This is a genomic window from Coleofasciculus sp. G1-WW12-02 (assembly GCF_040219735.1).
Classification (GTDB): domain Bacteria; phylum Cyanobacteriota; class Cyanobacteriia; order Cyanobacteriales; family Coleofasciculaceae; genus Coleofasciculus.
On the sequence record NZ_JAVJRX010000191.1, the window covers coordinates 52,694 to 74,644 of the forward strand.

Annotated in this window: 16 protein-coding genes; 7 read left to right on the top strand and 9 right to left on the bottom strand. The window is 45.8% G+C overall.

The window, feature by feature from the left end:
- Window positions 1–115: 115 nt before the first annotated feature.
- Both RID09_RS29930 and lepB read right to left on the bottom strand, forming a co-directional pair.
- The gene (locus RID09_RS29930) at window positions 116–2,434 is read right to left on the bottom strand and encodes a GAF domain-containing protein (RefSeq protein ID WP_446339547.1); all 2,319 of its coding nucleotides are present in this window, start codon (window positions 2,432–2,434) and stop codon (window positions 116–118) included.
- Between the two features lie 281 nt (window positions 2,435–2,715).
- On the bottom strand, window positions 2,716–3,762 hold the full coding sequence (gene lepB / locus RID09_RS29935) for a signal peptidase I (RefSeq protein ID WP_446339548.1): 1,047 nt from the start codon (window positions 3,760–3,762) through the stop codon (window positions 2,716–2,718).
- 355 nt (window positions 3,763–4,117) lie between these two features.
- Here lepB and RID09_RS29940 point away from each other — a divergent pair, with 355 nt between their 5' ends.
- The 3 genes from RID09_RS29940 to RID09_RS29950 all read left to right on the top strand — a co-directional run bounded on the left by RID09_RS29940 (window position 4,118) and on the right by RID09_RS29950 (window position 8,647).
- A complete protein-coding gene (locus RID09_RS29940; protein ID WP_446339549.1) occupies window positions 4,118–5,341 on the top strand; it encodes a WD40 repeat domain-containing protein in 1,224 nt (407 codons plus the stop codon).
- Window positions 5,342–5,356: 15 nt separating this feature from the next.
- Window positions 5,357–8,155 carry an NACHT domain-containing protein gene (locus tag RID09_RS29945; RefSeq protein WP_446339550.1) on the top strand — a complete coding sequence of 933 codons (2,799 nt, stop codon included), beginning with the start codon at window positions 5,357–5,359 and terminating at the stop codon, window positions 8,153–8,155.
- Between the two features lie 291 nt (window positions 8,156–8,446).
- Window positions 8,447–8,647 carry a hypothetical protein gene (locus tag RID09_RS29950; protein ID WP_446339551.1) on the top strand — a complete coding sequence of 67 codons (201 nt, stop codon included), beginning with the start codon at window positions 8,447–8,449 and terminating at the stop codon, window positions 8,645–8,647.
- 165 nt (window positions 8,648–8,812) lie between these two features.
- On the opposite strand, the gene RID09_RS29955 is transcribed toward RID09_RS29950, so the two are convergent.
- From RID09_RS29955 to speB, 5 genes are all read right to left on the bottom strand, one after another.
- Entirely contained in the window at window positions 8,813–9,937 is a 1,125-nt protein-coding gene (locus RID09_RS29955; RefSeq protein WP_446339552.1) for a geranylgeranyl reductase family protein, read from the bottom strand.
- A gap of 242 nt (window positions 9,938–10,179) precedes the next feature.
- Window positions 10,180–10,728 carry a ribosome recycling factor gene (gene frr / locus RID09_RS29960; protein WP_446339553.1) on the bottom strand — a complete coding sequence of 183 codons (549 nt, stop codon included), beginning with the start codon at window positions 10,726–10,728 and terminating at the stop codon, window positions 10,180–10,182.
- The gene (pyrH, locus tag RID09_RS29965; RefSeq protein WP_446339554.1) at window positions 10,715–11,443 is read right to left on the bottom strand and encodes a UMP kinase; all 729 of its coding nucleotides are present in this window, start codon (window positions 11,441–11,443) and stop codon (window positions 10,715–10,717) included. Before pyrH ends, frr begins: the two co-directional genes overlap by 14 nt.
- Window positions 11,444–11,699: 256 nt before the next feature.
- Window positions 11,700–12,254: a thioredoxin family protein gene (locus RID09_RS29970; RefSeq protein ID WP_446339555.1), complete on the bottom strand. Its 555-nt coding sequence runs from the start codon at window positions 12,252–12,254 to the stop codon at window positions 11,700–11,702.
- A gap of 99 nt (window positions 12,255–12,353) precedes the next feature.
- Window positions 12,354–13,262, bottom strand: coding sequence for an agmatinase (speB, locus tag RID09_RS29975; protein WP_446339556.1), 909 nt, complete (start codon window positions 13,260–13,262; stop codon window positions 12,354–12,356).
- 182 nt (window positions 13,263–13,444) lie between these two features.
- Between speB and RID09_RS29980 the strand changes: the two genes are divergently transcribed.
- From RID09_RS29980 to RID09_RS29995, 4 genes are all read left to right on the top strand, one after another.
- On the top strand, window positions 13,445–14,350 hold the full coding sequence (locus RID09_RS29980) for an alpha/beta fold hydrolase (protein ID WP_446339557.1): 906 nt from the start codon (window positions 13,445–13,447) through the stop codon (window positions 14,348–14,350).
- A 500-nt stretch (window positions 14,351–14,850) separates the two neighbouring features.
- Window positions 14,851–15,879, top strand: coding sequence for a hypothetical protein (locus RID09_RS29985; RefSeq protein ID WP_446339558.1), 1,029 nt, complete (start codon window positions 14,851–14,853; stop codon window positions 15,877–15,879).
- Between the two features lie 356 nt (window positions 15,880–16,235).
- Complete coding sequence (locus tag RID09_RS29990; protein ID WP_446339559.1) at window positions 16,236–17,600, top strand: NAD-dependent succinate-semialdehyde dehydrogenase; 1,365 nt, start codon at window positions 16,236–16,238, stop codon at window positions 17,598–17,600.
- A gap of 232 nt (window positions 17,601–17,832) precedes the next feature.
- Window positions 17,833–19,479 carry an acetolactate synthase large subunit gene (locus RID09_RS29995; protein WP_446339560.1) on the top strand — a complete coding sequence of 549 codons (1,647 nt, stop codon included), beginning with the start codon at window positions 17,833–17,835 and terminating at the stop codon, window positions 19,477–19,479.
- A 295-nt stretch (window positions 19,480–19,774) separates the two neighbouring features.
- Here the strand turns inward: RID09_RS29995 and RID09_RS30000 are convergent, their stop codons facing one another.
- Entirely contained in the window at window positions 19,775–20,929 is a 1,155-nt protein-coding gene (locus RID09_RS30000) for an AAA family ATPase (RefSeq protein WP_446339561.1), read from the bottom strand.
- Window positions 20,930–21,125: 196 nt separating this feature from the next.
- Window positions 21,126–21,905 (bottom strand): RNA ligase family protein, encoded by a 780-nt coding sequence (locus RID09_RS30005; RefSeq protein WP_446339578.1) that lies wholly within the window; start codon window positions 21,903–21,905, stop codon window positions 21,126–21,128.
- Window positions 21,906–21,951 lie beyond the last annotated feature (46 nt).

Here is a 21,951-nt window from a genome sequence, read left to right on the forward strand (position 1 = left end):
TATCACCGAATTTAAAACTCAATCGGGGCGGGTTTAGTTACATCTAGTGTGCAAAGGAAATGATAGTAGTAAAACCCGCCCCTACAAACCAGGTTCCCTTGAGCGAAGCGAAGGATCAAAACTCAACACTTAATGTCCACACCCCATCCCAATCCGGAGGTGGTGGAGAGTCTAGCCAATACAAACAGCGCTGAATATGTAGTCTCGCCGCCTTATCACCGCCATCAATTGCCAAAACCTGGGAAAATTCCCCGATCGCGAGGGCAAATTGCTGGTTTAGGTAATAGCGACGCCCTTGTTGATAATGGTCAATAATCTGTTCTTGTTGACTAGAAAGAGACTGAGAACGAAGTCCCAGAAGTTCATAGATAGCAAGGGATTGGGGTTTACTCTTGACGGGGAGGCGATCAAGTTCCCGCACCCAGACGCGATCGCGACAGTGTTTATAAATAGTTTCACTAATAATAATGTCACTGCCATAATCGCGACTCCCTTGTTCGAGTAATGAGGTAAAGTTAACAATATCACCCGACAATGGGGGTTGAGAACTATTCTGACTCAGATGGACTCTGTCGGCGTGAATGCCAATACCCAGGTGAGGCATTGGCTGATTGGGCGTCAAATGGCTACGATTAAACTCAGTTAGTTGTTGGCGCATGTCTAGAGCTGCTTGTACTGCATACCAAGCGCGATCGCTTACTGGTAAGGATGTATCAAACACAGCAATTAGCGCATCACCAATATATTGATTTAAAGTACCTTGATACTTCAATACAGCCTGCACCATCAATTCACAATAGTGATTGAGCATGGAAACAACTGTTTCAGCTTCCATGTCTTCCATCAAGTTGGTATAACCTTGAATATCGGCACATAAAATCGCCACATTGGGGTGATCCAATAACTGGCTCTCATGTTTTTTTAGAAATTCCTGGCTTAGTTCCTGGCTGACTTGGTGATAGGCTGGTACTTGGGGGGAACTCGTCCCATTGATTTCTTTGAGGACGACGACAAGTCCGTAAAAATTATTCGAGCCGTTGTTCTCCGCAATCGACCGAATCGATAAATCAATCGAGTATTCCTGATCGTTGGCGATAACCGTATGAGGTGCGTGATAGTCTTGGTGTTCAGTTAAAGTCCCTTGGACTAAATGGGCAAAGTTGCTCTCTTTAACCTGAATAAAGTCGCCAATCCAACTCCCTTCAACCCCATCTAACTCACTGCTGTTGAGGAGCTGATGGGCTTTTTTATTTACAGTAATAATTCGACCCTTTGCATCTGTATATATTACTCCATTATCTAGAGTCTTTAAAATAAGGCGTTGAATTTCTTCCTGCTGCTTCAGCGACGCGAATTGCCGCGAATTTTGCAAAGCGATCCCAACTTGCAAGGCAAATGCTCCCATCAATTGTTGATCCGCTTGACTAAAACTTGCCTTAAATATGTCCGGCGGAATGGGCCAAGTATCGGGGTCATAGGCTGGAAAATTTCCCCGTTTCTTTTTGTTAATTAATTCCAGTACACCCAATACTTCGTTATCGGGAGTCACAACGGGCAGACAAAGTAAACTACAGGTACGATACCCGATACGGCAATCCCTTTGTTTTATCCGATCAACACCGGGGTGGATATAGAGGTCAAAGGGAATATTCAAGGCTTTTCCTGACTTGGCTACTTGACCGACAAAGCCGACGCCCATGGGGTGACGCTCCTCGTGAGGATTACCCGCCTCAGTTTCTACCTTTGTCCATAGTTCCTGGCGTTCCCGATCCATCAGCCATAAACGACTGCGATCGGCATTCATTAATTCATTGGCTTCTTGAATAATAATCTGAAGGGTAGAATCAAAATTTAATCCGCCCTGACTAATTGTATGAATTGCTTTAATAAAGCTAATAAAAATATCTTGTTTCTTGATTTCTGCATAAAGCGCCTGACATCGATCAACCGTTGAGCGAATCCACGACATTGCCCGATTTAACTGCTTTTCATCGTCTTGGTCAAATCCCTCATTGTCAATCTTTTTGTCTAAGGGATGATCGGGATTAGCCTCAGGTTTTAGTTTATTAATTAATTGGACAAAGGCAACAATATTATCTTGCTTATTATATAATGGCAGAGACAATAAATTATAAACAATATAGTCAAAAGATTGGATTAAGTCTAGGTCATTATCTTTACAGTGAAATTTGCCGTCAAAGGGTTTTTCTAAAAAAATCTTCAAATTAGCAATTCCACCAATTCCAGTTGCATTGGGAATTCTTAACTCTAGGGGTTGGGAACCGTTCAAACTTAAAACAAGGCATTGTTCTGGATCATATCGGTCTAACAAAAAAATATGAACTCGATCAACCTGGATATTTTTTTTGAAGCACTGAGCGATTTCTACTAACATTTCTGTTAATATAAAATTTAAGTCCTGGTGATTTGACATCCGTGTAGATCCTCCCTTTCTTCTAACCAGGCAGTTGCCCATTTAAGCCGCTTATCGAGATTTATCAAGTAAGATGCTTCTGAAACAGTGCGATTGGGCGCAACATCTCTACCTGCAATCTACAATTTTGACATGCCTGTGACCTATATTGGCGTCAATTTAAGCTGAAAGCACAGAAAGCAATGTTCCAGATGTACCATTGCGCTATGGATAGCTGGAGGGACATGCTACGTCTGGGAGCTGGGGAAGAGTAAATTAAATTAAAGTTTATCCGAGTAATATTAGGAGCTAACTATCCCTATCCGTTGAGGAGGGAAAAATCGTTTGGTCACTTTTCCCAGAATATTTGGTCGGGGAAGAAAACCCCAATCTTCACTATCATAGCTGTGGTTACGGTTATCCCCCAAGACGAAATAAGAATTGGCAGGAACGGTAATAGGGATAAAGGAGTATTGAGAAAGTTTTTGAGGATAGTTCTCTTCCAGAGGCTGAGAATTGATATAAACCCTTCCATTTTGAATCTCTACCCGTTCTCCGGGTAAACCAATAATTCGCTGAATAAATGCCTCTCTAAAATGATTATCTTGCAAGGGTTCCGGCGGTGAAAATAGTACAATATCTCCCCGCTGTGGTGATTTAAAGCGGTAGATTTGTTTATCGACAATAACGTGGTCACCTCTTTGTAACGTTGGCTTCATCTCGTTCGTGACAATGATATGAGTATCAGCAATATGGGTTTTAATAAAAAATATCTGCAGGGAAATTATCAGCGAAAACAGAATAGATACAAGCGCCATGCCTAAAATGGGTAGCTGATTTCGTTCACGACGAATAGTTGAGGCGATATAAACGTGATAAAAAATTAAAGATTTGAGCAATATTGGCACGAGTTGAACCAGCAGAGATATGACAAAAAAAGTAAAAAATAGAACGCTAAACCACAGACGATTAATATATAAATGACCCGCACCGGGAACGAGGCGCGAGAGAAAGACAGCTAGCCATGGATCTTTTTGACTGGTTCTAAGTTTCTCAAAACTTGGAGAGTTGGCTGTCTTAGCACAGTCATAAGCATCAAAGATTCCCCAAATACTCAACGCGAAAGCCGTGATTAATAAAAGTTCTCCGATAAAAATATTACCGATTTGACTTAAAATCAACCATCCACTTAAGGCATATAACCCGACTTGAGTGATAATTAAACTATGCCCTCTGATAATCTTTCCGGCATAAAGCTGACCAATTCCAGGAAAAAATAGGGATAAGTTAACCGCTAACCAAGGTTCTTTTACTGAACTTGGCAAGGAAGGGTGCGGAAATTGAGACATCGGTCTTGCCTTCGATATAGGTATAGCCCAGTAGATACCCCCTGTTAAGATGCTGAATTTAATAAAAGTCTAAGAGATCGGCTTTACTATAACCAACAACAGAGGGGAGTGGCAAGTTAATTTGATGGTCTTCATGAAAACTTATAATCAGGGACTTAAAACACAGAGATATAACCTGGAAATCCAGTCAGTTCCTTATGAATTCCAAAAGGGACTTCTCGCCGAATCCAGTTAAAATTTCTGGGGATGAGGGATTCCGGAGGCGCTAAAGCGCTTACTACGAACGAATGGTGCGATCGCGCCCCAAATACTACGTATGTAATACAATAATTGGGTAAGATATGGATCATGGTCAATGGTATCTCATCCCCATCAGCCGAAACAGAATGATGCTGTATTAGGAACGGGTCAATTGCAACTTCCATCTAATGCGGCGGTTTTAGGCGGTTTGGCAGGTGTTCGGCGTCGTTTACACAGTGCTTTGGTGAGTCAGCGTGTGGCGGCGGTAAAAGAGAGTGTGAATTATGGTAAAGCGGGAATTTCTGTAGTATTAGAGGCGCTCAAAGATGATCACTATCAAGTGCGCTATACCGCCTATTCGCAACTCCAGGGAATTGATCATCCCCAATTGCCGCAGCTTCTAAGTGAGTATAATCCTTATCAGTGTCTGAAATGTCTTTATCGCCATTCTACTGCCCATTCTACGGCTTATGCATTGGCAATTAGTCCGGATCAACAGTTGCTGATCAGTGGTGCAACGGATAAAATTATTAAAGTGCGATCGCTACATACAGGCAAGATTCTTTGTACTCTAAAAGGACATCGGGGTTCGGTATCGGCGGTTACATTTCATCCCCATCAACCCATGCTAATTAGTGGCAGTTGGGATAGTACGATTAAGCTGTGGGATTTAGCCGGAGTTTGTCAACAAAATCAATTAGCCAGCGATAGGTTGATGGCTACGTTTAGGGGAACCGATAGTAAGATATATACTATTGCCCTGCATCCAGAGGGAAAGATTCTTGCCAGTGGGAATCAGGATGGAACGATTACCCTGTGGGATATTCAGGCTGGAGAAAAGATAGGTGCGATCGCAGAACATACAGAGGCGATTACCGATCTTGCCTTTACTCCCAATGGTAAAACCTTAATCAGTAGCAGTATGGATAATAATACCCTGAACGGCTGGAATTGGCAAGCGCAACACCTCCAGTATAGTCTCACCGGACACAGCAATTGGGTGAGTGCGATCGCGATTAGTCCTGATGGAGAAATTCTCGCCAGTGGGAGTCAGGATAAGACGATTAAACTCTGGCATCTTCCCACAGGAGAAGTATTAAATACCCTAACCGGACATTGGGGTGAGATCAAGGGGTTAGCGATAAGTCAAGATGGACAAACTTTAGTCAGTTGCAGTTGGGATGAAATAATTCGATTTTGGCATTTACCCACAGGACTTTTATTGCATACCTTAACCGGACATCGCGGTGCAATTGTATCCCTTGCCATTAATTCTAATGTGCAAATAGTTGTCAGTAGTAGTCAGGATCGAACCATTCGCATCTGGGGAATGGATTAACAGGCTCATAACAGGGTGCATGTAAAATTTGTAGGTTGGGCTCTTGGAACGAAACTGCCAGAGGGATTTTTTAACTATTGGTTAGAAGACGGACGAGCGCTGATTTTATTAGATGGGTTAGATGAAGTTGCCGAAGAAGGCAAACGTTATCAGATGGTGCGGCGGATTGAGAATTTTCTGGGGCAATATAACCAAAATCGCGCGATTATTACCTCTCGTCCGGCGGAATATAAGCGAGATTTCTTTAAAACCCAGGAGTTTCCTCACTATCAGTTACAACCTTTTAATGATAACCAGATTGAGGAATTTATTAACCGTTGGTATGATAGCCGCATTCCCGATAAAGCAGAAGCCGAGCGGCGTAAGCAGAGTTTAAGAATGGCGCTAAAGCGCTTACTACGAACGTCGCTTAAGTCTGTGATAAATGACAAGTTGTTTATGAGAAAAATCTTGCAAAACTTTAAGACCATATTTCTCTTAACTTGTCAAGTTTTAAATTCTATGATCAAATGGAAAAACGGCTCATGGTTTCATCACCGGTTTACCTTGATGTTGAACAACAACCGACAACACATTCCAGACGATTCCCTGGAGGTTAATATACCTCCCATGTCTAATTCACATTCTCATCGTCAACAGGTGAGTGATGAATCAACATTCCGCGATCGCGACACCATGACAAATCAGGCGAATTCGGGAAATGATAAGTGGTTGGCGCGTTTCCAGCATCATAGCAAACTGTTGATGGCGTGGGTTGAGCCGGGTAAGTTCACTCTGTATTATGCTAATGATGCCTTTTGCCGCTTAACCGGGATGAATGCTCCCACGGGTAACTTACAAAACCAGGGCATTCACCTATTTGATTTATTCACAAATGTTGATGCTAAAACCCTAGAACAGTTATATCGGCGTCATTTACTGGCGCTAATATTACGAGATGTATATAAAATTAATCATACCCAATGGCGCTTTTTAGATGAACCCGTTATTGCCACTCTCGATAATCCCCACGGTGGCGAACCCCATTGTGTACAATTTTGGCTGCGATCGCAACATCTGAACGTTGAGCGGATTAATCCGGAAATTAACGAATTTTCAGATATCGATCTATCCAAACAACCGATTCAGCAAATTATCCTTAACCCCACCTGGGAGGAGCGTTTAAACCTGGACAATTACCAGGTTAGGGGTCAGCTTTTGTGGGAAGGATTGGATGTTACCCACCAAGAAACGATTCGACAACTGATTAGCTTGCTAATCGAACGCGACTCCCTCTTGCGTTCCGAGAAGTTTCGCCTATTTGAGCAAAAAATGCGATCGCTGTTTCGCGCTGATCAAATTCTGCTGTTGCGGGTGAAGCACCAAGAGGTCAAACTTTTCACCAGCAAAGATGATCAAATTATTCAAACCCAAGTCTATTCCTGGGATTCCCTGGAAGGTTCCCACTTCCAGGAAGCCGCCCAAGGGAATCAAGTTTGGAGAGTCGCTAACTTAGAGAGTGATTGTCACACTGAGTTTGAACAGACGTTGTTCAACCAAGGCGCCCGTTCCCTGTTGCTGATTCCCCTAGCAGTTTCTGCAGCTGAAGCCGAAACCCCCAGCCAAAACTTGATGGGAATGGTAGGGCTGACGAGTGATCAGACTCATAACTTCGATTCCCTGGATATCAACCATGCTTGCGCCTTGATTCCCGCTTTAACCGCCGCCCTGCGTCAAGCGGCTCAAAGTCAATTTAATCCTATCCATCCCGCCGTAGAATGGCGTTTCTTAGAAGAAGCGGAACGCCGCAGTTGGGGACTCCCCCCAGAACCGATTGTGTTTACTGATGTCCATCCGATGTACGGGATTTCCGATATCCGGGGTTCGTCGAGTGAACGGAATCGATCTATCCAAGCCGATTTACTCAGCCAGTTCAATTTGGCAATGGCGGTGGTGGATGCGGCGAACCAATACCAACAGTTGCCTTTGTTGCAACAACTGCGCCTGGATTTGTCCGCCTATATTAAACAGTTGGAAAAAGGAGTGATGGCGGAGGCTGAGGTGACGGCGATTCAATATCTCAGGGATCATCTGGAAATTTATTTTGATTATTTCCAAGACTGTGGCGATGGGGCGGTTGAAGCGGTGAGAGCTTACAAACAAGCCTGCGCCAATCCTCACGGCTGTGTTTATACCGCCCGCGATCGCTATGATCGAATGATCTATGAGATTAACGAACAACTGCGGCAAACTTGGGAACGGTGGCAAATCCGGATGCAGCAGATTATCCCCCACTACTGTGATCATGAACTCACCGATGGTATCGATCACATGATCTATGCAGGCGCTTCGATTAACTCGCACTTTACCTTATTCCATCTCCACTGTCTGCGCTACGAACAGCTACGGGCTATCTGTGACTGTGCTAGGACTTGTTTTCATATTCGCGATCGCTTTGACAATCCGTTACAAGTCACTCATCTAGTCTTAGTCCAGGAAACCACCGTTGATATTTTCCACGACGAACAAACGGAAAAAATTTTCGATTTACGCAGTAGCACCCGCGACACCCGCTACGAAATCGTCAAAAAACGGATTGATAAAGCCCTTGACACCAACACCCAAACTCGAATCACCCAACCGGGAATGCTGACTATCGTCTATTCCACCCAAGCCGAATGGACGGAATATCAACAATATTTACGCTACCTAGCCCGTGAAGGTTGGGTGGATAGCCATATCGAATACAGCACCGTTGAAAAACTACAAGGAATCACAGGACTCAAGTTTGCCCGTGTCCGCATTCTGCCTGAATTTGAGCCCGCACAGGTGTAGGGGCGGGTTTGACAAACATTTTGCCACTGTCTTGAAACTTAACTAAACCCGCCTTTCTAGGGCAGCAGGGGGAAATTTTTCCCAATCCCTGCACCCTTTGCTGTGATCTAGCTTAACTTGCCTTAGTGATCAGACAACTTGTCTGTCTAACGGGGTTATGTTTCAAAACCATAACATTAAGATTTGTAAATAAAGCAATTCTGTAGTGTTTGTTACAGAAATTTCTTGTTATAGTTATTGTGTAAGAAAAAAAACAGTGAAATATCACTAAAGCAATCGGAGAATAAACAAATGTCTACCCAAGAACAAGCTAGAGCCTTAATGATGCGTCACCATCACGCCGTCAAGAACAGGCAACAATCCATGCTCAATCGAGCAGCCAATGAAGTCGGCTTAGATGTTGATAACCTCAGCCACTGGGATTCTATTCAAGGCAAACCCAATTCTGGTTTCCGCACCAGCTATGATCGCAGTCGTGCTTCTCTAAGCTAAGCGGTGTTTGAACCTTAATGAAATATGCTGCCCATAACGATGGTGGTTAGCATAACTAAACCGGACTTTTCTCATACAACTGTTTCGAGGTAGCAAAATCCCACGGTAAGTGATCCGTGGGATTTTTAATGGTGTTTGGAGATTGGGGAAGTTTTGACAAACAACCTACCGTGAGAATAATCCGCCACTCAAACGTTTAATTGCCAGATTTGCCACCTCTGAGTACTTCAATTCTCCGGATAAAATCTGGAGCATAATCAGAGTCGCTGAAGGTCGCTTTACACCTACCTTATAGCCAATTTTGGGAAAGCCATAGAAAGCACTAGCTAAACGTTTCGCCCAAACCATCTCGTTACCCCATTCGTCCTGAATCACCTGGGTATACTGAGTTAAGGCGCTGGCGTTACCCCCTAAAGCCGCATCAATTGCCTCCGCCGCTTTGACTCCACTATATATAGAGGGACGAATTCCCTCAGCCGTAAACGGATCAGCCAAACAAGCGGTGTCGCCAACCAGCAGCGCATTTTGCCCATGTAATTTTTGGTTACCATCCCACAGGCACATTGGGTGATTGTGAACCTGACAGAGTTTCGGATCAATACCGAGTTGCTGAATATAGTTAGTTCCTATCGCTTGTAAATCCTGCTTGTCATTCCCCTTAAACGTACCCACACTGACGGAATAGCCATCGGCTTTGGGAAAATTCCAGATGTAGCCATTTTTCACTTGCCCAAAGTCAAAATGGATAGTGGGATCACCTGTTTCAGGGGTTGACTTGGGAGCTTCTATCGTCACTGCCATACGCTGGGGACGATCTTTAAAGCCCAACCATTTTGCCATGGAACCGTTAGCACCATCAGCGGCGATCAGGTAACGTGCTGCCATCGGTTCATTGGTGGTATTAACCTGCCAGCGATCGCCCTTAAATTCAATACCGGTTACAGTCGTTTGCTCTTGCACTTGAGCGCCTTGCTGTTTTGCCTGTTCGACTAAAAACTGGTCAAAAACATCTCGCCGCACCATCCAGACAGGTTTTTGTTTTTTGAGATTGACCTCCACCGGATCATCCATTTGCCAGGTGTAGCGGACTCGGCTCACATTTTGGGAGATCGCCGGTGCCAGATCAAAATCAAACCACTGTTGCACGCTTGGGGATACACCACCACTACAGGGCTTGTATCGGGGTAAGGAGTCTTTTTCTAGAATCAGTACCGAACGCCCTCGCTTGGCGAGGTGATAGGCGGCAGTTCCCCCAGCAGAACCTGCCCCAACAATAATGCAGTCAAACATTAGGCTCTAAGGATTAAAAAATTCAGGAGTGTGCTAAGGAGGTATTACTGTGGTATTTAGTTTTAACCCCTGACATAGTTTAACAATAAACTCAAGGAATAGGATACTCTTAAGGGGGGATTTAAGAGGAGCAAATTACCCCTTGTCATGGGTCATTTTTATTTGTTAAATAATGCTCTCACCTCAAAACTCTCTATCCGTCCCCACCGCACGAGACGGGTGGGGAACTGGAGCAAGTTAGGTTAAACCGTGGTAATATCTTCCTCTTTTGCCGCTAACAATTCATCAATTTTAGCCGTGTACTTGTCCGTCAATTCCTGAATTCGGTCTTGCAGATCACGGGATTCATCTTCAGAAATTTCGCTATTTTTTTCCTGTTTACGAACCGAGTCAACGGCATCACGACGAATATTCCGGATGGAGACTTTTCCATCCTCGGCTAACTTACCCGCCATCTTCACAAATTCTTGGCGGCGTTCGGCGGTTAAGGGTGGAATATTCAGTCGCACGACTTGACCGTCATTATTGGGGGTTAAGCCGATATCTGATAAGGAAATCGATTTTTCAATCAGAGTCAGCGTATTCTTGTCATAGGGTTGAATCGTAATCGTGGTGGCATCTGGCGTATTAATGCTTGCCAGAGACTTCAGAGCGGTGGGACTGCCATAATATTCCACCATCACTCGATCCAACAGACTCGCATTCGCCCGACCTGTACGAATGGTATTGAAACTCCGTTGTGTTGCTTCAACGGCTTTCTTCATTTGGCTTTCAGCGTCAGCTAACTTCACAAAAACCTCCCACAAATGTTCCGACAGATTCTCCTTGAACAGCGCGGCGGATATTACCTCGCCCTGTCAAATCAAATACCATAATTGGGATATTATTTTCCTTACACAAGGCGATCGCTGTACTATCCATCACCCGCAGATCCTGAGCGAGGACATAGCTATAGGAGAGCGTGTGATAGCGATGAGCTTGGGGATTTAGCTGAGGATCACAATCATAAATCCCATCAACTTTGGTGGCTTTAAAGATAACCTCCGCATCAATTTCGGCAGCTCGCAAAGCCGCCGTCGTATCCGTGGTAAAAAAAGGATTCCCTGAACCTGCGCCAAAAATTACCACTCGCCCTTTTTCCAGGTGACGAATGGCACGGCGGCGGATATAGGGTTCTGCCACTTCTTGCATCGCGATCGCGGTTTGCACACGGGTAGGTATCCCCATTTGCTCTAAGGCATCTTGCAGGGTCATGGCATTCATGACTGTCGCAATCATACCAATATAATCACCGGTTGCCCGATCCATTCCGCCTGCAGCCGCTTTCAAACCGCGAAAAATATTGCCACCACCGACGACAATTGCCATTTGGATGCCACTTGCCACCACTTCGGCGATTTCGGCAGCGATGCCCTGAACGACTCCTGGATCTATGCCGTAGCTCAGTTTGCCCATCAAGGCTTCACCGCTCACTTTTAGTAAAACCCGTCGGTATTTCATCCCCATGCTACGACTCTTTCTTTCTTGACTATTGCCTTGCCCATACGATAACAGTCTACCGATAATTCTGACAGAGTGCGTGAATGTCGATCATCAAATAACATGATTCACACCCGTGCTGCTAAAATACAAATTCTTGCTGTATTACTGCTTCAAGCTCAGTATTACTCGTTCCGGGTGCTTTTAACCACTGATCCGCTTACATTCCCCCTGCTCCCAGACGTAGCAGGCTACGTCTGCACAGGATGAGAGGCTCCCCCTACTAGTTGCGCCATACTAGAGGACTGCCCTGGGTGGGAGTTGATTTGGGCGAGATAGTTTCCCCAGCCAGTAACGCGGCGATCGCATTCTTGAGGTATGCTTTGTTAACCGCTTCGGGATACTGGGTATTATCGTCAATTTGACCACTGTAGCGCAAGACCCCCTGTTCATCAATTACAAAGGCTTCTGGGGTTTTTGAAGCACCAAATCCTTGTGCCACATCCTGAGTTGGGTCCCACAGGTAGGGAAAATTCAACCCTCTACTACGGGCAAACTGCTGCATCTGAGTGAAGCTATCTTCGGGAGATTGATCAGCATCATTGGAGTTAATGCCAATCAGGGTAAATCCCTGCTCATGAAAACGGGTTTGCAGTTGTTTGAGTCTGTCTATATGAGCGGCTGAGTAGGGACAGTTATTACTCAAGAAAATTACCGCCACTCCTCGCCACCTTTCCAGATACCGGGAGAGGTGGTGAACATCCTTATCAATGCCTAAAAGCTCAAAATCGGGAGCATAACTGCCAATGGGTGTGCCGTGTTTTTCCTTCAGACTCATATCGTGTTACGGTGTGTGTTCTACTGGATGCTAGTTCTTCCCTTTTTCCCCTTCCCGTTTGCCGATCATTTTGGATCGGGCAGTGAATTCCAGCCATCGCTACCACCTTTGTGTCAGAGTTTGATAGCCGATAAGTTTGTAAACCAGTTTAGCGGCACTAAATTGGGAGACAACTGAATCAACCACTGGGGCTAACTCCATCACATCGCAACCGATCACCTGATGGGTTTCAAACAATCGTCGCAAAAAGCTTGTGAGTGCATACCAATTCAGCCCACCCGGTTCAGGAGTGCCAACCCCGGGCATCGCCGACGGATCGATGCCATCTAAATCAATGGTAATGAATACTCGCTCTGTTGGGATAGTCGCGATCGCGTCGTCTATCCAATGGGGATTGTTGACAATGTTTCGCGCCCAAATCACAGGGATGGATTTTTCTTTAATTAAATCGGCTTCTTCTTGACACAGACTCCGAATGGCGACGGGTAATGTGGGTAATCCCATATCCACAATCCGGCGCATCACACAGGCGTGGTTATAAATTGAGCCTTCGTATTCGTGGCGTAAATCTCCGTGGGCGTCTATTTGCACCACGGTAAAGGGTTCGTTACTCCTTTGGCAGTAGGCGTCTACGATTCCTGTGGTTATGCTATGTTCACCGCCAATCGCAATCACAAATTTACCATCATCGATAAGCCCAGATACGGTTTCGCGAGTATCCCGAAGCATTTTTTGGGCACAAATCTGTTGCCCGCCTCGGGTATCTGCGATCGCGGAATGTGTATAAATCTTGGCGTCTTTACAAATCTCCCGTTCCAACTCATCATCGTAGTATTCTAGCTGGATTGATGCCTCTAAAAGAGCATCGGGTCCATTTTCTGTGCCTTTACGATAGGTTGTGGTTGCCTCGTAGGGAATCGGCAAAATAACCACGTTTGACGCTTTGTAGGATGCCTGAATTTCCGATCCCAGAAACGGAATAACCGCAGCAGACGTTTGCACCAGCATAGGGGACGCACCAAAAAATTTCTTAATGTTAATTTTGACACAAGAATAGTTCTGAGTGTAGAGACGGGCTATGGCGCCTCTTGTCGAGCGGGTTTGGCTATTATCGTTTTTTGCGCCCTAATCTCAAAAGGGTTATTGTATTACAAAATGTAAATAGTAAACCTGTACTCTGGCGAATCGTCATGACCTTTCCCTCCTCAACCCTGCCCAAACCCCCTAAACCAGAAACTCACATCTGGACATGGCGAGGTTTTCCCATTGCCTATCAAGTCCAAGGCAATTCTGGACCTGCGGTTGTGATGGTGCATGGCTTTGGCGCCTCTTGCGGACACTGGCGTAAGAATTTACCGGTATTAGCCGCATCCTGTCGGTGTTATGCCATTGACTTAATTGGCTTTGGTGCCTCTGCCAAACCTACGCCAGGACTTGAGGTGGAGTATACCTTTGAAACCTGGGGACAACAAGTCCTAGATTTTTGTCGGGAAGTCGTGGAGACTCCAGCATTTTTGGTTGGGAATTCAATTGGCTGTATTGTAGCAATGCAAGCGGCTGTGGATTGTCCAGATATGGTATTAGGGCTTACCCTGATCAACTGTTCCTTGCGGATGCTCCATGATCGCAAACGAGTTACATTACCCTGGCATCGTCGCATCGGCGCACCGATGGTACAACGGTTACTGGGGATTAAGTGGGTGGGACAACTCTTTTTCCGTCAACTGGCTAAGCCACAGGTTGTGCGTAAAATTTTATTGCAAGCTTATCGCCAATCCGAGGCGGTGACCGATGAATTAGTGGACTTGCTGATGACACCGGCGGCTGATGTAGGTGCGGCTGATGTGTTTATTGCCTTTACCCGCTATTCCTTTGGACCTCTACCCGAAGACTTATTACCTCGGTTATCTTGTCCCACACTGATTTTGTGGGGAACGGATGATCCCTGGGAACCCATTGCTGAGGCAAAAGAATGGGTCAATTTTCCAGCCGTGGAAAAATTTGTCCCCTTAGACGGTTTAGGGCATTGTCCTCAAGATGAAGCCCCTGATGTGGTTAATCCAATTTTACAGGATTGGATTGCGGGGAATAGTTGATTCGGAATTGGGGAAGTTTTGACCCTTCGCTGGGCTCGAAGACATGGTGCGCGACCCTTCACTTCGCCCATAGGACAGGGTGCGTGAGTTTTGAATTAACCACAGAACATCCCCATATCCCCCGCACCCCTGTTTCCTTTCTTTAATTTTTATGAATGCGATACCACATTCAATAATTGACTATTGAGAATTTTTTCAAAAAAGACTATCCTTTGACTGGTGAGTAGATGCAAAGGGTTGGGTGGTAAAGAATAAGCAGCTATTGGCGAGCAAATGTGCTAGAAAACCAACTCAGTAATCAGACCCACTTAATAAAGTGTAACATTAAATACCAAATAAACATTTTTTTTACATTTGAATAAGGGCGGGTTTTGTTGACAAGTTATCAAGCACAAACTCTTCCCAGGGGTTGGGGGTTTGGGAAAGTCCCGACGAACTTTTAACTTTACGGCTACCGCAATTTTGCAGACTACATCGACGTTCTAGACAAGGGGTGTGTCATGAGTACCAAGGATAAGCTAGGCAATTTTCAACCGTCACAGACGGCGAAGGTGGCTACCATACAAAATCTATCCAAACTATGGGCAAAAAAATATGTCCAAAAACATAGTATTACCGAAAAAACGTGGCAGTCGAATTCACCAGGATTACGAGCCATTACAGCTCAGCGGTTACTTGATTCCTTGCGAACGGTAATGATTCAATCTTGGATAAAAACCGAAGATTTACTCTGCCAAGAAATCAAACGACAAGGCATTAACTATCGCTTAATTGACCCTTGGCAAATTACTAAAGATACTTACTTGATCTATGAGAAAGTATTGCTCGCTTATGCAGATCAAGTCACCCCCGAACGTTTATGTTTATTTTTATCATCAGAGTTAGGTCGCCTGCGACACAATTACACAGCAATTGACCCCAGGGTGATTGCGTTTGTTAGTCTACAGTTTCACTATAGTGGTCAGTTTCTCTTGAAATCACTGTCACCTCAGGAGCAAGCTACGGTGAGTGTTTATTTTCAGGTGATTGATGATTGTCTGTATATGCCATTACAACGTCTCTACAAAGCCGCCGCGAACTATGAACATCAATCATTAGCGTTGGTTTTGCTACGGCAGATTTTACCCGATCAAGCGTTGATTTCTCAGCAAATTGCCACCCGAATTATCGATTTACATCCGAATTATCATTGTTATAGTGGTAGATTGGCAAACCCTAGCGTGAAATCTGCCAGTATTCGGGATGTGGAACTATTCCAAGTTTACTTGTGGCTTTGTGTTTTGGAAAAGAGTATTGCGCCCATCCAAGAAGAATTATTTCCCTTGTGTGTCATGCTCTATCCATCTTTAAATGTGGGTTGGGAATTAGTCCGGCACATGATTCATCTGTTAGGGCTAGAATTTAGCAAACGTCTTTCTCGGCAGCAAATCCAAATCATTTTACCCTATCTTCAAGTGTTATGGGAAATGTTTTCTCCTGAGGTATTTCCCGAACGTTTGCCCATTGAAGCGTTAGAAAATTCTGCGTAGTCGTCATTTGTCATATTTTATTGAGTCACCTACCTTAAGCCCTAAGTACCTCAACCCCCAACGGACCCACTTGACTGCACCCGTTATTTCCAGCACCATCGGCGCGATCGCATGCACTGAATCTGTGGGCTCAAACGAAGAGACAGTGGGGAGTTGGGCATTCCGTTGGGCAGAGGAGACGCCTTGATCACCGGACGTCAATCAAAATTCTTTGACGAAAAACCCCTGTCAACCGTCTCCATCTGCTAAAATGTAAAGCAATGTAAAGGTATTGTCTTTTACCAGACAGCATCGCAGTAGACTTGAGAGTGAAAAAGCTAACTCCATCTCAAGTAATGGAGTCGAAGAGGAAGGCTATGGGGATCGCCACAATTAACCCAGCAACGGGAGAAACGCTCAAAACCTTTGAGCCACTAAGTCATGAGTCGATAGAAGCCAAGCTCACCCTGGCACAACAGGTGTTTGAGTCTTACCGGAAAACGCCAATGGCGCAACGGGCTAAATGGCTGAATGCGGCGGCGGAGATTCTGGAACGGGATAAGGTCAAGTTCGGTAAACTGATGACCTTAGAAATGGGCAAAACCATCAAAAGCGCGATCGCAGAGGTGGAAAAATGTGCCTTGGTTTGCCGTTACTACGCCGAAAACGCGGCGAAGTTTTTGGCAGATGAGCATATTACCACGGATGCCAGCCAGAGTTTTGTCCGCTATCAGCCCTTAGGTATCATTCTAGCGGTAATGCCGTGGAATTTTCCCTTCTGGCAAGTCTTTCGTTTTGCCGCCCCCGCGTTAATGGCGGGGAATGTCGGTGTCTTGAAACATGCCTCGAATGTGCCACAATGCGCCTTGGCGATTGAGGACATTATAAAGGAAGCGGGTTTTCCGGAAGGGGCATTCCAAACCTTATTAATTGGCGCCAATCAAGTCGAAGCTATTGTCAGTGATCCTCGGATCAAAGCCGCCACCTTAACCGGGAGTGAACCCGCAGGCGCGTCTTTAGCCGCCACCGCTGGGAAACACCTGAAGAAAACCGTGCTAGAACTCGGCGGAAGTGATCCATTTATTGTCCTCGAAAGCGCCGACTTAGACGCCGCCGTTTCCACCGCCGTTACCGCCCGGATGATCAATAATGGTCAATCCTGTATCGCCGCTAAACGCTTCATTGTAGCCGATGCGATCGCAGATGAGTTTGAAAAGCGTTTGGTTGAAAAATTTAAAGCCCTAAATGTGGGCGATCCCATGGAGGAGACAACCAATATTGGACCTTTGGCAACGCCCAGCATTCTCCAAGAATTAGACCAACTGGTACAAACTTGTATAGCCCGGGGAGCCAAGGTTCTGATTGGTGGTAAACCTTTAGACCGCCCAGGTCATTTTTATGCCCCCACCATCTTGGCGGATTTCCCCCCAGGAACCCCCGCCGATAACGAAGAATTTTTTGGTCCGGTGGCGTTATTGTTTAGAATTCCTGACATTAACGCGGCAATTGCTAAAGCGAATGCAATTCCCTTTGGCTTAGGGGCGAGTGCGTGGACAGCAGATGAAACCGAAGCCCAACAACTCATTGAGGAGATTGAAGCCGGGGCTGTCTTTATCAACGGATTAGTTAAATCTGACCCCCGCTTACCCTTTGGCGGGATTAAGCGTTCCGGCTATGGACGGGAATTAGGAATACAAGGAATTCACGAATTTGTCAACATCAAAACCGTTTGGGTGAAATAGTTAATAACTATGGACGGAAGACTGTAGTAGAAGCTATTGTTAAAAAAACAGAATTTTAACAATAGGATTTTAATCCTTAGCCTTGAATCTTTACCGGGGATAGCTAACAGCCAGTCCTAGCTTTGGCCCCCCTCTAACTTGTTCTGCTTGAATTTCAGCAGGCATCAATGGCGACGAAATAGGACATCGGACAAACCATCAGATAACCAATGAATCTTGAGGGAAAACTGAGATGGGTGAAATGAATACAGCGGACATGCTAGTCAAATGCCTCGAAAATGAAGGCGTCGAATACGTGTTTGGATTGCCTGGAGAAGAGAATTTGCATGTGCTAGAAGCACTCAAGCACTCTTCCATTCAATTCATTACCACCCGCCATGAACAAGGAGCAGCCTTTATGGCGGACTTGTACGGACGGTTAACGGGGAAGGCGGGCGTCTGCCTTTCTACTTTAGGACCAGGGGCAACCAATTTGATGACTGGGGTAGCTGACGCCAACCTAGATGGCGCCCCGCTGGTGGCGATTACGGGACAGGTGGGAACCGATCGCATGCATATTGAATCCCACCAATACTTGGATTTGGTGGCAATGTTTGCCCCCGTAACCAAGTGGAATACGCAAATTGTCCGTCCGAGTAATACCTCGGAAATTGTGCGGAAGGCATTTAAACTGGCTCAAAGTGAGAAACCGGGCGCAGTTCACATTGATCTGCCGGAAAATATTGCCGCCATGCCGGTTACAGGTGAACCCTTGGCTAAAGATGAACGGGAGAAAACCTATGCCTCATTCCGGAGTATCGGCAAAGCAGCCGTTGCCATCTCCAAGGCAAAAAATCCCCTAATCTTAGTGGGAAATGGGGCAATTCGCGCCAATGCGGCGCAAGCCCTGACAGAATTTTCCACCCGGATGAATATTCCGGTGATCAATAGTTTTATGGGCAAAGGTGTGATTCCCTATACCCATCCTCTCGCCCTATGGACAGTCGGATTACAACAGCGCGATCACGTTAACTGCGCTTTTGATCAGACAGACTTAGTGATTGTGGTGGGTTACGATTTAATTGAATATTCGCCGAAGAAATGGAATCCAGACGGCAAGATTCCGATTATTCACATTGGTGCTAGCCACGCTGAAATTGATAGCAGCTATATTCCTTTGGTGGAAGTGGTTGGGGATATTTCGGATTCGCTCAATGAAATTATGAAACAGGCGGATCGGGAAGGCAAGGCGATACCCCATGCGGTGGAATTACGCTCTGATATTCGGGCGGATTATGAACAGTATGCCAATGATGAGGGGTTTCCGATTAAGCCGCAAAAACTCATCTATGACTTACGTCAGGTGATGGGACCCGAAGATATCGTTATTTCCGATGTCGGTGCCCATAAAATGTGGATGGCACGCCATTACCACTGCGATCGCCCCAACACTTGTATTATCTCCAATGGGTTTGCGGCGATGGGGATTGCTATGCCGGGTGCGATCGCGGCAAAATTAGTCCATCCTGATCGCAATGTTGTCGCCGTGACCGGTGATGGCGGTTTTATGATGAATTGTCAGGAACTAGAAACCGCCCTGCGAGTCGGTACCAATTTTGTCACTTTGATTTTTAATGATGGTGGCTATGGGTTGATTGAGTGGAAACAAAACAATCAATTTGGCGACTCAGCATTTATTAAATTTGGCAATCCCGATTTTGTCAAGTTTGCTGAAAGTATGGGGTTAAAAGGCTATCGGGTGAATTCGGTGGCGGAGTTTATTCCCACCCTGGAAGAAGCCTTAAGGCAAGATGTGCCGACGGTTATTGATTGCCCTGTAGACTATGGCGAAAATCTCCGCTTTAGTCAAAAAGCTGGGGATTTGAGTTGTAAGATGTAGGTCATACAATTGGCGTTTTCGACAGTCAAGACTGACGCACAAACGCCACCTATCGTAGGGGCACGGCATTGCCCATTAGTGTCAACTTAAGGTGAAAACTTTCACTCTAAGACTTTGAATTTCGTCGCCTTAATCTTAACCCCCCTTAATCCCCCCTTGCTAAGGGGGGAAATGTTCCCTCCCCTTGGTAAGGGGAGGGTTAGGGTGGGGTAGAGTCAAGGTATTGCTTGGGTTTTCCGCTTAAGTTGACACCAATGGGCATTGCCGTGTCCCTACCTGAATAAAATTAACTTATTCAGCAAGCCCTATCTACAACCCAATCTACCCGATGGGCTTCAGTAATATCTGGAACCTCTAAGCGATCGCGCATTCGCTGCATCACCGCTTCCGGCACTTTGGCAGCGCGAGAATGATTGCGCCGCAGCAATTCTTCCCAAAAGGCTTCCAGGTAGATAATGCGAATCCGTGCATGGTACGCAGAAAATAGATTAATTAGCGACGAACGCAGTTGGCGAGAGAGATTGGTCGCATTCCAAACAAAGGATTTTTCGGCTCTCATGTAGTCTTTCGCGATCGCTCTTGCTCGCTCCGCTACAGCAGTTTGGTCATCTTCCGGAGAGATCTTCATCGCTTGTCGCAGTTCATCCAGGGAGATTACTGTCCAATCTGGAAGGTTATCCTGAATCCAAGAGTCTTTGCCAGCACCCGGTAAACCTGACATCAAGATAACCTCGAATCGAGTGTCATCAAAAGCAGCATAGTTGGGATCGCGATCGTCTTTTTGGAAATAGACAAATCGACTATGATCTGAGGGGAACGGTCGGGGATAAAATAAGCAATTATTCTCTTGACAAAATTCCCGAAAGAACTGAACCCGCTCCAGCAGTTCTAGCTGGTCGTCACACTTGCGACCCCGAATATCCGCTTCTGCCAGCAGTGCCAGCAGGTCACAGCGAATCACTTGACTGGCTTTAATCACAGCGCGTTGGGGGTTGGGTTTGTCCCAAAACCAGAGGGGAAGACTGCCATGCTGCACCAGCGAGACAATCGCCTCCCGTTGATGAAACGGCATGTTGAGCGACCAGAGGATTTGCCGCGCCATCTTTGCCCCTTGGCGGACATGACCCTTGGACGTGATCCTGCCATCGGCTTCAATTTCAGTTGCCGCAGGTTTTGCCACATCATGGAGTAAGGCAGCCGCAAATAGAAGCGATCGCTCAATAGATGGTAACTCCCGCCAAGCGGGTAATGCAATTAACGCCTCACAAACCAAGCGGGTATGGGTGAGAACATCGCCTTCCGCATGGTAGCGGGGATCTTGGGGACAATCCTGAAGGGATTGAAGCCAGTCAAACTCAGCCTGAAGCGATGCCCAATCTAGTGTCCAGTCTGGAGGCGTGGGACACCAGGGAAATGACCAGGATAAGGATTGAGAAATAGAAGAAGTCATATAACACTACATCTTAAGGTCAATAGCACTGAAAATTTGCATTAGGGAATCACCGAAACCTTTGATATACCGTAGGGTGGGCATTGCCCACCAACATACCAGTCAGTGGCATTCGTCTTAAGGTTAGGACACATCTTTAGCCGGAAACCCAATCACAGCTTACTGTTGCCTATTGCCTGTTCCCTAGCGCGTAGCGCTATAACTGAAACAAATCGACGCCGGGACGTAGGAGATTGGGTATGATGGGGCGGTTGAGCCAATGGCTATCCGATTGCAGGATGGTGGTTGAAAAGCTAGGACGAACGTATTTGTAACGAGCAGTTACAACTGTTTCCTCTTCGACCTTAATATACAACCCTTCCATCAGGGGACTGGGGTCAGTTTGTTTGAGACTTCGCTCCACATCCAATCCCTGTTCCTCACAGGCTTGGCGGAAGCGTTCTAAATGTCCTGACTCAATGAAATTAGAGTGAGCCAGCAATCCCGTTAACTGCTTATAGGACTTTAATACACCGGAAAACAAGACGGGTACGGAAACCAGGGGTAATCCAGCGAGTAATTCCTTGCGCCGTTGGGTACTGAGAAACTGCTGCTGTTCAATATCTAGCACATCAAATTCAAAGAAATAATGGGGTAAGGCGTCGTAAAAGACAGTGTGTTTGGCATAGAGCCATTCGCCATAGAGGATATAGCGATCGCCCAGCACCTCCCAGAATGTTCCAGTATGACTGTACGCCCATTGTTTGAACAAGTTAAAGTGCTTTTCTCGCTCTCCTCCGGTTAAATAATGTCCCCGGCTTTGCAACAGAATTTGCCCATCAGAACTAAAACTGATGGCAGCATTGGCTCCATCTACTTTTTCTTCGACTACCACATATTGAGATGCGATCGCGCTGAAAGGTACGCTATCCAAGTCTTCATCCCCCGGTTGGAACCGTGAACCTTCGATATGAGGGGTGCGAGGGTATTTGTACATCAAAGAACAGAAGCTTAAATTGTTATTTAGCTGATGTGCATTTAAG